Here is a 15,192-nt window from a genome sequence, read left to right as displayed (position 1 = left end):
CGCGGACGCCGGCCGATCTCGAACGAACGAAGAAGAACGACATGACCCCTGAGAAGCTGAAGCTCGCCGCCAGTGTGCAGGCGATCAACTGGAACCGCATCGAAGACGAGAAGGACGTCGAGGTGTGGAACCGCCTCGTCAACAACTTCTGGCTGCCCGAGAAGGTGCCCCTGTCCAACGACGTGCAGTCCTGGAACACGCTGACGCCGGAGGAGCAGACGCTCACCATGCGCGTGTTCACCGGTCTGACGCTGCTGGACACCGTGCAGGGCACGGTGGGCGCGGTGTCGCTGATCCCGGACGCGATCACCCCGCACGAGGAGGCCGTCTACACGAACATCGCGTTCATGGAGTCGGTGCACGCGAAGAGCTACTCGTCCATCTTCTCCACCCTCGCGTCGACGAAGGAGATCGACGAGGCGTTCCGGTGGTCGTCGGAGAACGAGAACCTTCAGAAGAAGGCCCAGATCATCATGGATTACTACCGTGGTGACGATCCGCTCAAGCGCAAGATCGCCTCGACCCTGCTCGAGTCGTTCCTGTTCTACTCCGGCTTCTACCTGCCGATGCATTGGTCCAGCCGCGCCAAGCTGACCAACACCGCCGACCTCATCCGCCTCATCATCCGTGACGAGGCCGTGCACGGCTACTACATCGGTTACAAGTTCCAGAAGGGTCTCGAGAAGGAGACCGAGGAGCGCCGCGCGGAGCTGAAGGACTACACGTTCAACCTGCTGTTCGAGCTCTACGACAACGAGGTGCAGTACACGCAGGACCTGTACGACCCGGTGGGCCTGACCGAGGACGTGAAGAAGTTCCTGCACTACAACGCCAACAAGGCGCTGATGAACCTCGGCTACGAGGCGATGTTCCCGTCCACGGTCACGAACGTGAACCCGGCGATCCTGTCGGCCCTGTCGCCGAACGCCGACGAGAACCACGACTTCTTCTCCGGCTCGGGTTCGTCCTACGTCATCGGCAAGGCCGTCGCCACCGAAGACGAGGACTGGGACTTCTGAAAGCTCCTTGACGAGCCCCGAAAGGGGCGATGAAAGGTCCGGGTTCGGCTCCCCGCTCGGGAGGACGGCACCGATGAGGCGGCTGACGGCGGCTTGTCGGAACGTGGGACTGGTAGACGATGAACGATGAACGAGAGGCTTCAGCAGTGACCAGCCTGTGGATCGACTGGCCCGTGAAGTCGAGCTTTCGTCGCTACGTCGAGGCGCTTCCCGATGGGGCCATCGAAGCTGCGGGCGGCGCAGTCCGACAGAACGAGACGTTCCTGTGGCCGGGAAGTACCCACAGCGGAGACTCCGGAATTCGCGTGTCCGCGATGGGAACGGTCACCCTGAGCGGCCACGGCGGCCTGCTCATGGTCGTCTTGGACCGACCGCTCGTCGTCGTCGAGGGCGGAGAGGGACTGCTTTCAATCGAGTATCCCTGGGCAGGGGACCATGAGATGCCGCGAACGACGATCGCCCACCTCGCGGCCTCTGGCGACGAGCCTGACGTCTATGCCGTCTCGCTCACGGAGGACGGGGCGGAGCTGTTCAACAGCTACGATGCCGGCGCCCAGATGGCCCCCCTGACTCTGCGTGGCCTCTGAGCGGTACGTGAATCTCCGCAGCCTGACCGGTCAGAAGTCGACGCGGAGTGGTCCTCCGAGGGGGCGCGCCTGGCACGCCAGGATGTATCCGTCCTCGATGTCCTCTTCCTCAAGGGCGTCTGTGCAGGCCATCTCCACGCGACCTTGGGTGAGCTTGGAGATACACGAGCCGCAGTCTCCCTCACGGCAGGAATAGGGCACGCGAACACCGCGGCTGAGGAGCACATCGACCAGCGTGGACTCCGGCGGCCAGTCGATGTCATGAGTCTGTCCGTCCAGGTGGACTTGCGCTGGCATGGCGGTCGCCGAATCGGTCACAACCTCTTCCAATTCGAAGGGGTCGCCCTCGAGGCTCGTGAACTCCTCGAGATGGACCCGTCTGCTCGGATCTGCACGCAGCGCGATCCGGGCGGCGGACATGAACTTCTCAGGTCCGCAGATGAAAGCGTCCTGCCAGTTGATGCCCTCGGTGAGCAGCGCGAGTTGCTCGGCGGTCAGACGTCCGTCGGTCGCGGTGTACCGGCTGATCACCGTCAGCCGTCCCGGATGCGCGGCCTGGAGCTCGGAGAGCTCCGTCAGGAAGATGGCGTCCGCGGGGGTGCGGTGGCTGGTCACGACTGTCACGCGCCCACTTCCGGACTGCAGCGCAGACTTGAGGATTGAGAAGACAGGCGTGACGCCGCTCCCCGCTGCGATGAGCAGAAGGTCGCGCGCGTCGTCGCTCACGGTGAACACGCCCGAAGGGGGCAGCACCCGGAAGGTCATTCCGATCTGCGCATTCTCGACAAGCCAACCGGAGGCGCGGCCCCCCGCCGCGCGCTTGATCGTGATCGTCAGAAGGTCATCGATCCCGGGCGCGCTCGAGAGCGAATAGGAACGGGCGTAACCCGTGTCGCCGGCGGGAACCCGGATGGTGATGAACTGCCCCGCCTTATAGGCGAACTCGTCGGCCAGTTCCCGGGGCACATCGAAGCACAGCGAAACGGTGTCGTCCGTCTCTCGCACGACCTTCGCGACGCGGAGCTCCGCGCCGAGCTGGCGGGTCCGCCTGATGGTGCTGCTCGCGGTCGCGTTCATGAACCGATCTCCTCCTCCTGATCGGCGGTACGGCGCCGTGGCACGGTGCGGAACCATGCCGTTCCCAGTGCGACGCCCAGGCGCTCGAGCTCTTCGCGACGCGGCGCCGTCGGGACCATGCCGACGTGCACGTACGCGACCTGCTCGGTCATGCAGCCCAGCACCTCCGCCAGCATCGGCTTGTCTTCACCCGGTGAAAGCACGCCGCGCTGCTCCAACCGCTCCAGCCACCGCAGGGTCCGATCCACGTAGTCCTGACGCACGCGCAGCCACAGCGTCCGGAATCCGTCGTTGCTTCCCACGGCCGCCGCCTCACGGAGCAGACGGAGCATGTGACGATGCCGCGAGTACGCCGTGAGGTAGGCGGTGCTCGCGTCGATCAGGCTCTCCAGCTCGCCGTGGCGGCGGTCCTGTCGACTGGACGGCGAGGCCAGGTCCTCGAGGGCCGGTGCGAGCGCGGCGAGGAACACGTCGTCCAACGAGGTGAAATGCCGATAGAAGTTGCCTTGCGCTGTACCGGCACGATGAGTGATGTCGGACACGCGGGTCTTCGTGTAGCCGTACTCGGTGAAGCATTCGACTGCAGCCTGGATGATGCGGTCGCGGGTCGCTTCTCCTCGCCGGTTGGGTCGCTTGTGGAGCGGTCCCCCCTGCTCCAGCAGCCCGCTCTCCACGAGCACTCGCTCCGCGTAGGCGCGCGTTCCCTCTTCGGGCGGTATCGTCACCGTCCCACCTCCCTTGTCGTCACCAGATGAGCCAGCGGCGCGAGCGTGTGCCCTTCGGGCAGCGGCCAGTCGACGTAGGCGAGGAATTCGGCGAGGTGAGCATCCGCGGACACAGTCCCGATATCGGCTGCGCCTTCGTAGATCAGCCCCGACGTGCCGTCGACGGTGATCTGCTTCCCGACGAGTGCCGCGATGGTGCCCGCTCCGCAGCCCACGACACAGGGCAGGCCGATCTCGCGGCACACGAGCGCAGCGTGAGAGGTCGGCCCCCCGGTCTCGGTGACGACGGCGACCGACTCGAACATCGCGGGAACGTCGTCGGGAGCCGTCATGCCGCGTACCAGCACGACGTCTTCGCCCGCCATGGCTCGATCTTCCGCTTCGTCCACGTCGGTGACCGCGACGCCTGACGCGACCCCCGTGCCGATTCCCGCACCGCGGGCGAGTACTGGTGCTGAGGTATCCGCCGAGTTCGTCTCGGCGAGCCGGGCGACGTGCTCATCCGACAGCCGACGGACGGCCTCGTCCTGGTCGATCACACCTTCGCGCACGAGATCCACGGCGATGTGAACGGCAGCGGTGGGGGAGCGCTTGCCCACCCGGCTCTGCAACACGTACAGGCGACCGCTCTCGACGGTGAACTCGATGTCGGCCATGTCGTGCAGCTCGTGCTCCACCAGTGCGGCGATCCGCTCGAGCTCCCGATGAAGCTCGGGGTGGCTCGTGGCGAAGGAGTCCAGAGTCTCCGGCGTCCGGCTCCCGGACACCACTTCCTCGCCTTGCGCGCGGGCGAGCCAGTCGCCGGTCATCTGGGCCTCGCCCGTGGAGGGGTTCCTGCTGAACAGCACGCCGGTACCGGATTCCGAGTCCCGGTTTCCGAAGACCATCGCCTGCACGGTGACGGCGGTTCCGCTCAGGCCGTCCAGTCCGTGTCGACTGCGGTAGGCGACCGCGCGCGGGCTCTCCCACGAGAGGAACACCGCTCCGATCGCGGCGCGAAGCTGCTCCCACGGATCCTGTGGAGGACGGGCCGTCGCGTCGCCCGCCACGATGATGGCGTAGCTTTCGACGAAGCGGTGCCAGGTGTCCTGCGCCCACTCCTCGTCGCCCGATCCGCTGGCGAGTGCGTCGACCAGCTCTTCGTTCAGACCGAGGTTCAGGACCGTGTCCATCATGCCCGGCATGCTCTCGGCTGCTCCGGACCGCACCGACAGGAGCAGCGGCGAGGGGCCAGCGCCGAACGTCCGTCCGGTGGCCGCCTCGAGCCCTGCGATCGCCCCCGTGATCTGATCCCACGCGTCCTCGGAAATGCGGTCTCCCGCCTCCCGGTAGACCGCGCACTCGGCCGTCGGGAGAACGAACGCCGGCGGGACGGGCATTCCCAGGCGCCGCATCTCGTTGATGCTGTACGCCTTGCCGCCGACTTCGGCGCGGGTGAACTTGACGGTGCCGTCGAGGTACTGCACGTGCGTGGTCATGAGGGGTTCCCTTCGAGGGAGGTGAGTTCAGCAGCGGCCCGTAATGCGGTGAGGCCGCCATCGACGCGGATCTCGATGCCGTTCAGCCAGGACGCGGCTCGGGAGAGGGCGAAGGCGACGACGGCGGCCACTTCGTCCGGCCGGCCATGGCGGCCGACGGCGACGCTCGATCTGCCGATGGCGTCCTTGCCCATGGTCGCTTCGAAGTCCGCCAGGATCGGGGTCTCAATGGGCCCCGGGCTGACGGCCACCACGCGGACCCCCATCGGCAGCAGTTCCGCGGCGAGCGAGGTGGAGTAGTCCAGCAGGATCCGTTTGGACGTGTCGTACGCGGCCGCGCCGTCGATCTCCCGATCCGCGAGCCAGGTGCCGAGCTGATCGTTCGTGCGAACGGCGCGCAGCGCCGCCAGGCCGTGCGCGTCGACCTTGTTTCGCGCCGCCGCAAGGGACGCGACGTTGACGACCGCCGCATCCGGCACCAGCCGCTCCCGGACCGCGTCCACGACGCGCCGCGGTCCGAGTACGTTGACACGCAGCACCTGCTCCGGTGCGGCCGTGCCGGGCACACCGGCCACGTTGGCAACGCCATGGAGCTCCTCCGGCAGTCGGGCGGCGGCGAGTGCGATCGCCTGCGGGTCGGCCAGGTCGACCGGCACGTAGGACGCCGCAGGATGCGAGCCGGTCCGGACGTCCCAGCCGATGACCTCGTCGCCCCGGGCGACCAACTGATCGACGAGGGCAGCGCCGATGCCCGATGCGGCACCTGTGACGAGAACCGTTCTGCTCACGACATCACCGCCGACAGGTCCGTGAACTCCTCGATCCCCAGCGCCCCGAGCTCGCGGCCGTAGCCGGACTCGCCCACACCGCCGAAGGGCACGCCGGGCCGCTCTCGCGTCCGCACGCCGTTGACCTTGACCTGTCCTGCGCGCACGCACTGCGCCACCGTGAGAGCGAGGTCTTGCGGACCCCACACCTCGGCCGACAGCCCGAACCGGGTGTCGTTCGCGACGGCGACCGCGTCGTCGATTCCGTCGTACGGCTGGATGACGAGCGCGGGCCCGAAGATCTCCTCCTGGACGGCCTCGGCCGAGCGATGGAGATCTGCGATGACCGTCGGGGCGAGGAAGTAGCCGGCTCCGTAGCCGTCGAGACGCTCGGGCCCGCCGGTGACGAGACGGCCGCCGTCGGTCAACGCACGCTCGATGAAACCGGTCACTCCTTCGCCGTGCGCGACGCTCGCGAGGGGGCCGATGAGCGTCGCCTCGTCGAACGGGTCCCCGATCACGAATGAGCCGATGCTCGCTCGCACGAGCTCCTCGATCTCGCCGACCTTGTTGGCCGGCACCACGAGGCGCGTCGTGGCGTTGCACGCCTGCCCGGCGTTCACGAAACCGCTCGCGAGGATCGCCGGAATCACGCGCTCGAGATCCGCGCTCGGGAGGACGACGGCCGGCGACTTGCCTCCGAGCTCCAGCGTGCAGCGTGCGAGCGTGGTCGCGGCAAGTCCCGCGACGCTCTTGCCGGCGTCGACGCTGCCGGTGAAGGAGACGTGGTTGACGCCGGGGTGCCGGGACAGTGCGGCACCGGTGACGGACCCCGAGCCCTGGACGAGCTGCACGACGCCCTCGGGGATGCCGGCGGCGTGCAGCAGCCGCACGAACTCCGCGGCGTCGAACGGCGTCTGCACCGATGGCTTGATGACCACGGTGCATCCGGCCACGAGGGCCGCGGCCACCTTGGCGACCGTCTGGTAGGTCGGCATGTTCCAGGGACTGATCGCTGCCACGACACCGCTCGGACGCCGGTGGAGCGTGGCGCCGGTGATGGGCTCATTCCACGGCACGTCGGTCACGCGTTCCGCCGCGGTGCGCAGCACGCTGGCCGGAAGCTTCCACTGCGTCGCGCGCGAGAGCGAGATGGGCATGCCCATCTCGGCCGTGACGAGCTCGGCGATGGTCGCGCCCTGTTCCTCGATGACGTCCGCCGCGCGGCGCACGAGCTCTGCGCGCTCCTCGATCGACCGCGCGCTCCAGTCCACGAAGGCCGTTCGTGCGGCGTTCACCGCACGATCGACGACCGTGTCGTCGGCCTCGACGACATGTCCGAGGGTCTGCTGGGTGTAGGCGCTGCGGACCGGGATTCGCTGTCCGCGAGCGACGACCGGTTCGCCGTCGATCAACGAGACGGCGTCGTCGGTGATGGTCAACTCAGGCATCAACGCTCCGGATCGTCGTGGGGAGGCGCTTCACACCGCGGAAGAAGTTGCTGCGCAGGCGTGACGGCGCCGCGTCGACGTCGATCGTCAGTCCACGCTGAATGATGCGCTCGAAGAAGAGTCGCGCCTCCAGGCGCGCCAGGTTCGCGCCAAGGCACCCGTGCGCGCCCCAGCCGAATCCGAGGTGCTCGTTGGGGAATCGATCGCCGATGAACTGGTCGGGCCGCTCGAAGGCGCGCTCGTCGCGGTTCGCGGAGGCAAACCACATGACGACCTTGTCGCCCGGCTTGATCAGCCTGCCGTGCATCTCGGTCTCGCGGGTCGCGGTGCGTCGCATGGAGATCACGGGTGTCACCCACCTCACCATCTCTTCGACGACGACCCGGATCTGGTCGGGGTTCTCACGCATGTAGTCCCACCATTGCGGGTTCTCGGCGAGCGCGGCCACGCCGCCGGTCAGCAGATTCCGCGTGGTCTCGTTGCCGGCGACCATCACGATGAGGTAGTAGGCATCCAGGTATCCGCGAGACAAGGGCACGCCGTCGATCTCGGCGGCCGCGAGGACGCTGACGAGGTCCCCCGTGGGGTGTGCTCGTCGCTGGTCCTCGAGCGCGCGGAAGTAGTCGAAAACCTCGTCGCGGGCCTTCACCGCGGTCTCGGGTCCTTCCGAGTAGTCGGGGTCCTCCGACGCCATCTGGTTCGTCCAGCGAAGCAGGTGCGGGCAATCCTCGAGCGGCGCCCCGAGCAGGCGGCCGATCATCACCAGAGGGAGCTTGGCGGCGATGCTATCCACGAAATCGACCGAGCCGCGATCCTGCGTCTCGTCGAGAAGCTGATCGATGACCGACACGATGTCGGGCTCGAGGTCGCGGATCCGGGTCGGGCGGATGTGGGCCGCGGCGATCTTCCGAAGCGGGCCGTGCTCGGGCGGGTCGACATGGTGGATGCTGCGCGCCCCTTCACCTTCGGCTCGCCGGCTCTGGATCTGCGTGCCGTCCACCACGGTGAACAACTCCGGATCGCTGGCCACAGCTTTGACGTCCTCATAGCGGGTCGCTGACCAGAAACCCGGGCCGTCGGGCTCGTCGTTCCAGTGGAGCGGATCCCGATCCCGCAGGGTGGCGAACAGCTCACCGTCGGTACCGCGTTCGAACGCGGCGAGGTCCATCAGGTCGACGGGTGCATCACTCATCACAATGCCTCCTTGCTTTTGTGATTGCTCTGTCACTAAACCACATTCATGCCGGGAGCGGAAGTCGCGGTGCCGCGGTGCCCACCGGGAAGCCTTGTTTCGGCGTATTCGCTCTCGTCTGTAGGTTGTCGTCTGATCCGAACCGAGCTATCTTGGTTATGAAAGAGTGACGCGAGTTTCACAAAAAGGCCCGCGTCGTTCCCCTCAGTTCTGACGACGACGGAGTCCGATGTATCCCGCAACAACCGCCCGCACCGCCCCTGACCGACTGGCGTATGTGATGGCCGGGTCCGGAGCCTCGCTGACCTATGCCCAGCTGGACGAGGCGTCCAATCGCCTTGCGCAGCGCCTCCGCGCCGCCGGGGTGAGAACCGGTGACACCCTCATCCTGGCACTGGAGAACCGCATTGAGTGGCCGATCGCCGTGGCGGCCGGAATGCGATCCGGGCTGTACGTGACTCCGGTCAACTCTCACCTTCGCGCGCACGAGCTCAGTGCCCTCATCGCCGAAGCTCGGCCGGCCGCCGTGGTCACCAGTCCGACCCTCGCCGCGACGGTCGCCGAGGCTCTTGGTGGCCGACCCTGTCTGCGGCTCTGCGTCGGCGATGGGGCGGAGGGCTTCCTGACGTTCTCGGAGGAGCTGGCGAGATCGAGCGCCTCGCCCATCGACGATGAGGTTTTCGGCGCCCGCGTGCTCTACAGCGGCGGCACGACCGGCACGCCGAAGGCGTTCCGTCAGCAACTCCTCGGTGTCCATCCTTCCCAAGCCCCCAGCCGTCACAGCGGTCTCATGGAGAAGCTCGGAGTCGGTCCGTCGGCGGTGCTGCTGTCGCCGGCGCCGAACTACCACGCCGCACCATTCACCTTCCAGCTCGCGACGCTGGCAGCCGGTGGCACCGTCGTCTGCCTCGAGAAGTTCGATCCCGCCGCCGCGATGGCCGCCATCGTCGAGCACGAGGTGACGCTCTCCCAGTGGGTTCCGACGATGCTCATCCGGCTGGTCGAATTCCATCGCACCCACGACGTTGAACTCTCGCCGACGCATGTGGCGGCGGTCACCTCCGGCGGCCCGTGTGCTCCCGAGATCAAGCAGCAGATCGACCAGTGGTGGGGGCCGATCCTGCACGAGTACTACGGTGCCTCCGAAGGCTACGGTCACACGTACATATCGCCGCTCGAATCTCGGGAGCGCGTCGGCTCGGTCGGGCGCCCGCTCGGTGCGACGCAGATCCACATCACCGACGAGGACGGCACGGAGCTCCCGGCGAGGGCGGTCGGCACGGTGTGGTTCGAGGCGCTCGGTGTGCAGCAGTACGTCAACCAGGGCGAGCAGCCATCGGGCGTCCGCGACGGATGGAAGAGCATGAGCGACCTCGGCACGCTCGACGAGGACGGCTTCCTCTACCTGAAGGGCCGCAAGGGCTACACCATCGTCTCGGGCGGAGTGAACATCTACCCCGACGAGATCGAGGCCGTGATCCAATCGCATCCCCTGGTGCGAGACGTCGCGGTGCTCGGCGAACCCGATCGCGAATTCGGTGAGAGGGTGCTGGCGGTGGTCGAACTCAACCAGCCAGCCGACGGTGACGTGCAGGCGGAGCTCATCGCGCACGCGCGCGAGCGGCTGGCGACGTTCAAGGCCCCCAAGCGCGTCCTGATCGTGGACTCACTGCCGCGTTTGCCCACGGGCAAACTCAACAAGAGGGCACTCCATGACACTCTGCTGTCACAGTGACTGACGGACACCCCCGACTCGAGAGGAACACCATGGCGACGACGTACCCCGCATCGATCCGGTTCGATGATCTGCACGCTCTCCGCGTGAAAGGCCGCGCGAGCGATGAGGCGTATGCCCACATGCTCGGGATATCGGACGCTCAGGCCGCCGACCGCCGAGCTGTGCTGACGGGCGCCGGCCTCGCCCGGCACCGCGAGGGCAGGATCGCCTTCACCTCGCTGACCCCCGAGGGCAGGGAGCTCCATGCGACGCTGCTCGCGGAACGGCTCGACGATGCCGAGCGTCGCCGGGGCGTGGAAGACGCACTGGCCGCATTCCTGCCGATCAATGGAGAGATGAAACGGGTGTTCGCCTCCTGGCAGACCCGGCCCGACGGCTCGCCCAACGCGCACGACGACCAGGGCTATGACGGCTCGGTGGTTGAGGAGGCGGCCACCGTCAACGCCCGCGCCACGGCGCTGTTGCGCTCGTCCTCGACGGTCGAGCCGCGCCTGGCGCGGTACGCCGACAGGCTCGATGCCGCGCTCCGGCGCGTGCAGAGTGGTGAATCAGGTGCGTTCCTGCGCCCCATGAGCGAGAGCTACCACGACATCTGGATGGAGCTGCACGAGGATCTCATCCTGCTCGCCGGCCGCGAGCGGAACGAGCACGACGAGGGCTGAGCCGGAGCCCCGTCCGAGTGATCTGGTCTGGCCCCGCCGCGTGCGGGGCCAGACCTTTCGCGTCGGCGGGGCGGGCGGTCTGGGGCGCTGGGATGGGTCCATGCTCGTGCCACCCGATTTATCCGGCTCGGGAAAGAGAATCGCTCCCCGGAAGCCGCCAGTGGGGCGGGCTTCCGGGGAGCGGTCTGCGGCGTCCTCAGCCGAGTGCGCGCGGGGAGGGGAATCGAGGCATCACGCGGACAGGGGTGCCGGCTCCGTGGCCCGGGCCAGGAGGTCACGCACGTACGCGCGCGCAGGCTCGGCGTCGAACGATCGTGAGATCTGCAGCTTCTCGGCTTCGAGCGAGCCTTCGGCATGGGTGGCCAGAACGGTCTGATACCCGCCCCACGAGCCCGTGAAGAGGTCTCCGATGAGGTGGATGATCCGCAGGCGCTCCTCCGCGGGTACGGCGGCCGCGAAGTACTTCTCGAGCACCGCGCGCACCTCCGGGTCAGCCCAGTCGTCGCCTCCGGGTCCGGTCGCGACGAGTCCTCCGGCCAGGTCGATCACCGTGCGCACGGCTTCCGGGAAGCCGTGCGCGAAGTGATACTTGGCGAGGTTGGTCGACAGCGGGTCCGGGAGCCAGACTCCGCCCTCGCCCTCGAACGCGCGGACCGCGGCGAGCTGAGCGAAGCCGCGAACGGTCTCGGTATAGCTGATCAGGTCGGTCATCTTCGCGCGAACATGCGCGGCGCGTGAGATCCCGTTCGCCTCCGCGACCAGCGACGCGGCACCGACCAGCGCGTCCAGCAGCGGGAGCTTGTAGTTGATCGCCGTGAACCGGTGGTAATCGACGAAGGCCAGAGCGATCTGCCCGGCACGCTCGACCTCGCCGTTGAGGAACACGCGCGACTTCGGCACCCGCACGTTGTCGAAGACCGTCAGGCTCTCGAGCATCTTGTGCTGTGATGAGATCGGGTGTTCGAAGCTGTTCCGCGGAGCGTCGAGGTAGGGCGACACGTACAGGCTGACGCCCGGTGTGTCGACGGGGATCGCGAAGGCGACGGCATAGGCCTCGTCGCCGGGACCCAGCGCACGGGTGGGGATCACGATCAGCTCGTCGGCGTTGGCCGAGAACGACGTGTGCACCTTCGCGCCGCAGACGGTGATCGAGTCCTCGTCCTCCGCGACGACGTGGAGGTACAGGTCGGGGTCAGCCTGGGCGGAGGGTCCCTTCGCGCGGTCGCCCTTCACATCGGACTGCGCCACCGCGAGGGCGACATCGTTGTCGATGACGTGCTGCCAGTACCGCTGTGCGTTCTCGCGACCTTCGCCCACGGTGGCGCGCAGCAGGCCGAAGAGTGCGTCGCTGCCGACCTCCTTGAGGACGATGGTGCCGACGCCGTAGCGGCAGACCGTCTCGATGAGCTTTCCGCGCTCGATGAGATCCTGCGGGGATCGCGGCGTGCGGTAGAAGGCCGAGTACGGGGTGCCCTCGTCGTCGAACGCGACGGCGAGTCCCGGGTCGGTGTCGGCGATCGAGTAGCCGTGTGCCGAGTGGGCGATGGCGGCATCGAACTCGTCGAACTCCGTCACATCCGCCACGGGCTGGCCGCGGTAGATCACCCGGCGTCCGTCTCGGAGGCCCTCTCGGTACTCGTCTGCGGTGCGCAGTGTCATGGTGTGGCCCTTTCTGTGGTTCTAGTGCGTTCTGGTCGACGAAGCGCCGAGGTATGCGCCGGACAGATGCTCGGCGAGCCCCGAGCAGGCCTCATCATCGATGCTGTCCAGCGGCCGGAGCGCGCTGATGGCGATGCTGTTGCCCGTGATCGCGTCGATATCGGTTCCACCGCCCAGCCGCCGCCTGGCGGGCTTCCGGCGCAGCGTCAGCGCGTCCGTCTCGAGGCTGAGGTCAATGGCGAACATGCCGTGCGGCGCGAGATGGGTGACGCGGCATCCTTCGATGTCGTCGAGGTCGACGTCCGGCACGTTGACATTGACGCAGATCCGCGGCATCCCGTTCGCGTCGAACCACTCCACGACCGCCGCGGCCACGTGCGCCGCGGTGTCGAACCTGTGGTCCGGCGCGAAGCCGGAGCTGATCGCGATGCTCGGGATGCCGAGCATCGCGGCGCTCACCGCAGCTCCGACCGTGCCCGAGAAGAGGATGGACCGGCCGACGTTGTGGCCGGCGTTGATCCCGCTGATCACCAGATCCGGGCGCGGCCCGAACAGCCCCGAGAGCGCGGCGATCACCGCCATGGCGGGCGGAGCGTCGAGCGCGTAGCCCTCCAGCGGGGGCGAGGTGTCGAGGGCGCGCTTCTCCATGGGGATGATCGCCCCGTGCTCGATCGGCCCGACGGCCGTACCGCTGCCGCTGCGCTCGCTGGTGGGCCCGACCACCACGAGGTCATGCCCCGCGTCGATCAGGACCTGGGCCAGCGCGACCATCCCGCGTTCGCCGACGCCGTCGTCGTTGGTCAGAAGAATGCGCATGTCTCACCTCTGCTGGGTTTGTGCTCCGTTGCAACCACTCGCCAAGTGTGACTCATTATTCACAGTTTTGTCTAGGTGGCAGCGATCATCTGATTACCTGCACGCGGACAGGAGCGGAAGATCGGGCTTGACATCGGCAACTCGGCGGTTCAGTATCATGGCAATTGCGAATGCAGCGTCGCTTTCGCTCGGGCATATCGCCCGCTCGACGCCGCCTTCGACTCGCAACGAAGGAGGACATACGTGTCTCAGTGGCCGATCATCGACGAGCCATCCGCGGTATTCCCGCTGTACTCTCGCGCGAACGTGGGAGAGATCTTTCCTGACCCCATCAGCCCCCTCAACGCGACAGCCGGCTTCCAGCGCTGCCTGGAGCCGGGCTGGCGGGCGGCGTTCGTCGCCTGCGGCGTGTGGGACCAGGACCTCTACGACACTGCGGTGGACAAGAACGTCCTCCCGGCGTTCGGGAGCTACCTGTACATCAACATGTCGCTCATGCGGCTCTTCGGCGTGCGTGTGCCGGGGATGGGCGCCGAAGCCGTCGACCTGCAGTACTTCGGCGACATGCCCGGCATCCCGAGCTACGAGAGTGAGCGACGGGACTTCGACGACGACCCTGCCTTCACCGAAAAGGCCGGCGCGTGGCTGCAGCGGGATGTGCTGGGGGCGACCGACCTCGCCGCCTACGACGCCGACAAGGCCGAGGTGGACGAGATCCGCGCGAACCGCCCCGACCTGTCCGGGCTGTCGGATGGAGAGCTGCGCGCGCGCATCGTGTCGTTCGAGGACCTCCTCGTGCGGCTGTTTCAGCACCACATCGAGGCCAGTTTGAAATCCGGCGTCGGACTCGGCGCGGTGGCGCAGTTCACCGCGGCGATCGGCAAACCCGAGATCGCTCTGACGCTCGTGAGCGGCATCGGCGATGTGGACTCGACCGGCCCCTCGCTGGACATGTACCGCCTGAGCCGCGCCGCTCAGCACCCGGCTGTCGCAGCGCACTTCGACGAGGGCACGGAAGGGCTGTACGAGCGGCTCCACGGTAGCGCCGAGGCGTCCGTCATCGACTTCGCCATGCAGCTGGACGCGTTCCTGGAGAAGTGGGACTTCCGCGGACCGTCCGAGTGGGAGATCCACGCGGACACATGGGGTGTGAAACCTGAAATCGCCCTCGCCGCGATCGAGCGGATGCGTCGATCCGGTGCCGAGGCCGACCCTGCGGCGGCCGGATCCCGGCGTGCTGCCGAACGTGAGGCAACCGTGGCGGCCGTCCGTGAGGCGCTCGCGGGTGATGCGGAAGCCACCGGCCAGTTCGAGATGATCCTCAACGCCGCAGCGTTGTGGCTGCGCGGGCGAGAGCGGGGGCGCACGACGGCGGCGAAGGTCATTCATGAAATCCGCCTCGCGGGCCTCGAACTCGGGCGCCGCGCCGTCGCTCGAGGCGACATTGCCGACGCGCACGACATCTTCATGCTCTTCGAGAACGAGCTCGACGACTTCCTTGCCGACCCGGCACCGTTCGGACCGGTGGTCGCCGACCGGAAGCGCGTGTACCTCGGCCTCTTCGAGATCGTTCCTCCGTTCGTGGTGGCCGGAGACCTGCCGCCGATTGCGGAGTGGGACAAGCGCTCGTCGCAGGTCGCCGATGGGATCACGGTCGGCGCCACCATCGCGGGGGTCCCGGGGAGTTCCGGTTCGGCGCGCGGGCGGGCGCGAGTCGTGCTCAACCCCGACGACGTCGACGAACTCGAACCTGATGAGGTGCTCATCGCGCCGATCACTGACCCGTCCTGGACGCCGCTGTTCGTCGGCGCCGCAGCGGTCGTGGTGGACGTGGGTGCGCCGTTCTCCCACGCGGCGATCGTGAGTCGGGAACTTGGCATCCCCTGCGTGGTCTCGGTGAATCAGGCCACCAAGCGGATCCGGACCGGAGACCTGGTCGAGGTGGATGGCGGCGCCGGGACCGTGACGCTGCTGGAACGTGAGCCCGTCCCGGTCAGCTGACCACTCTGCGAGGACGAGGC

At 67.6% G+C, this 15,192-nt stretch carries 13 protein-coding genes; 5 read left to right on the top strand and 8 right to left on the bottom strand.

The genetic code is table 11. From position 1 onward, the window contains the following. The first annotated feature begins 41 nt into the window (after positions 1–41). Both nrdF and BN1193_RS09905 read left to right on the top strand, forming a co-directional pair. The gene (gene nrdF, locus BN1193_RS09910; RefSeq protein WP_040166792.1) at positions 42–1,019 is read left to right on the top strand and encodes a class 1b ribonucleoside-diphosphate reductase subunit beta; all 978 of its coding nucleotides are present in this window, start codon (positions 42–44) and stop codon (positions 1,017–1,019) included. A 146-nt stretch (positions 1,020–1,165) separates the two neighbouring features. Beyond that, positions 1,166–1,606 carry an HtaA domain-containing protein gene (locus BN1193_RS09905; RefSeq protein ID WP_040166096.1) on the top strand — a complete coding sequence of 147 codons (441 nt, stop codon included), beginning with the start codon at positions 1,166–1,168 and terminating at the stop codon, positions 1,604–1,606. A 30-nt stretch (positions 1,607–1,636) separates the two neighbouring features. Here the strand turns inward: BN1193_RS09905 and BN1193_RS09900 are convergent, their stop codons facing one another. Genes BN1193_RS09900 through BN1193_RS09875 form a run of 6 tightly spaced genes read right to left on the bottom strand, consistent with a single transcriptional unit; the run spans position 1,637 to position 8,296 of the window. Beyond that, complete coding sequence (locus BN1193_RS09900; protein WP_040166094.1) at positions 1,637–2,683, bottom strand: ferredoxin--NADP reductase; 1,047 nt, start codon at positions 2,681–2,683, stop codon at positions 1,637–1,639. Continuing rightward, positions 2,680–3,408 carry a TetR/AcrR family transcriptional regulator gene (locus tag BN1193_RS09895; RefSeq protein WP_052460631.1) on the bottom strand — a complete coding sequence of 243 codons (729 nt, stop codon included), beginning with the start codon at positions 3,406–3,408 and terminating at the stop codon, positions 2,680–2,682. The genes BN1193_RS09900 and BN1193_RS09895 overlap by 4 nt, the downstream gene beginning before the upstream one ends. Further along, a complete protein-coding gene (locus tag BN1193_RS09890; protein ID WP_040166092.1) occupies positions 3,405–4,886 on the bottom strand; it encodes a pyruvate, phosphate dikinase in 1,482 nt (493 codons plus the stop codon). The genes BN1193_RS09895 and BN1193_RS09890 overlap by 4 nt, the downstream gene beginning before the upstream one ends. Next, positions 4,883–5,674 carry an SDR family oxidoreductase gene (locus BN1193_RS09885; RefSeq protein WP_040166090.1) on the bottom strand — a complete coding sequence of 264 codons (792 nt, stop codon included), beginning with the start codon at positions 5,672–5,674 and terminating at the stop codon, positions 4,883–4,885. The genes BN1193_RS09890 and BN1193_RS09885 overlap by 4 nt, the downstream gene beginning before the upstream one ends. Continuing rightward, positions 5,671–7,104 (bottom strand): aldehyde dehydrogenase family protein, encoded by a 1,434-nt coding sequence (locus BN1193_RS09880; protein ID WP_040166088.1) that lies wholly within the window; start codon positions 7,102–7,104, stop codon positions 5,671–5,673. The genes BN1193_RS09885 and BN1193_RS09880 overlap by 4 nt, the downstream gene beginning before the upstream one ends. Further along, complete coding sequence (locus BN1193_RS09875) at positions 7,097–8,296, bottom strand: cytochrome P450 (RefSeq protein ID WP_230206479.1); 1,200 nt, start codon at positions 8,294–8,296, stop codon at positions 7,097–7,099. Before BN1193_RS09875 ends, BN1193_RS09880 begins: the two co-directional genes overlap by 8 nt. A 229-nt stretch (positions 8,297–8,525) precedes the next feature. Here BN1193_RS09875 and BN1193_RS09870 point away from each other — a divergent pair, with 229 nt between their 5' ends. Both BN1193_RS09870 and BN1193_RS09865 read left to right on the top strand, forming a co-directional pair. Beyond that, positions 8,526–10,031: an AMP-binding protein gene (locus BN1193_RS09870; RefSeq protein ID WP_040166087.1), complete on the top strand. Its 1,506-nt coding sequence runs from the start codon at positions 8,526–8,528 to the stop codon at positions 10,029–10,031. A gap of 86 nt (positions 10,032–10,117) precedes the next feature. Beyond that, positions 10,118–10,696, top strand: coding sequence for a MarR family transcriptional regulator (locus BN1193_RS09865; RefSeq protein ID WP_141396674.1), 579 nt, complete (start codon positions 10,118–10,120; stop codon positions 10,694–10,696). A 231-nt stretch (positions 10,697–10,927) separates the two neighbouring features. Here BN1193_RS09865 and BN1193_RS09860 read toward each other — a convergent pair whose 3' ends face one another. Both BN1193_RS09860 and surE read right to left on the bottom strand, forming a co-directional pair. Beyond that, a complete protein-coding gene (locus BN1193_RS09860) occupies positions 10,928–12,355 on the bottom strand; it encodes a 4-hydroxyphenylacetate 3-hydroxylase N-terminal domain-containing protein (RefSeq protein WP_040166082.1) in 1,428 nt (475 codons plus the stop codon). 21 nt (positions 12,356–12,376) lie between these two features. After that, positions 12,377–13,171, bottom strand: coding sequence for a 5'/3'-nucleotidase SurE (surE, locus tag BN1193_RS09855; RefSeq protein ID WP_040166080.1), 795 nt, complete (start codon positions 13,169–13,171; stop codon positions 12,377–12,379). A gap of 243 nt (positions 13,172–13,414) precedes the next feature. Between surE and BN1193_RS09850 the strand changes: the two genes are divergently transcribed. After that, complete coding sequence (locus BN1193_RS09850; RefSeq protein WP_040166078.1) at positions 13,415–15,172, top strand: PEP-utilizing enzyme; 1,758 nt, start codon at positions 13,415–13,417, stop codon at positions 15,170–15,172. Positions 15,173–15,192: the final 20 nt, after the last annotated feature.

This window comes from Microbacterium gorillae, assembly GCF_000826185.2.
Taxonomy (GTDB): Bacteria; Actinomycetota; Actinomycetes; order Actinomycetales; family Microbacteriaceae; genus Microbacterium; species Microbacterium gorillae.
This window is presented reverse-complemented; position numbering and strand designations above follow the sequence as displayed.

Coding starts and splice junctions, on each gene's coding strand:
- BN1193_RS09890 (WP_040166092.1), bottom strand. CDS start 4,886: ATGACCACGCACGTGCAGTACCTCGACGGCACCGTCAAGTTCACCCGC.
- surE (WP_040166080.1), bottom strand. CDS start 13,171: ATGCGCATTCTTCTGACCAACGACGACGGCGTCGGCGAACGCGGGATG.
- BN1193_RS09860 (WP_040166082.1), bottom strand. CDS start 12,355: ATGACACTGCGCACCGCAGACGAGTACCGAGAGGGCCTCCGAGACGGA.
- BN1193_RS09880 (WP_040166088.1), bottom strand. CDS start 7,104: ATGCCTGAGTTGACCATCACCGACGACGCCGTCTCGTTGATCGACGGC.
- BN1193_RS09900 (WP_040166094.1), bottom strand. CDS start 2,683: ATGAACGCGACCGCGAGCAGCACCATCAGGCGGACCCGCCAGCTCGGC.
- BN1193_RS09875 (WP_230206479.1), bottom strand. CDS start 8,296: ATGAGTGATGCACCCGTCGACCTGATGGACCTCGCCGCGTTCGAACGC.
- nrdF (WP_040166792.1), top strand. CDS start 42: ATGACCCCTGAGAAGCTGAAGCTCGCCGCCAGTGTGCAGGCGATCAAC.
- BN1193_RS09870 (WP_040166087.1), top strand. CDS start 8,526: ATGTATCCCGCAACAACCGCCCGCACCGCCCCTGACCGACTGGCGTAT.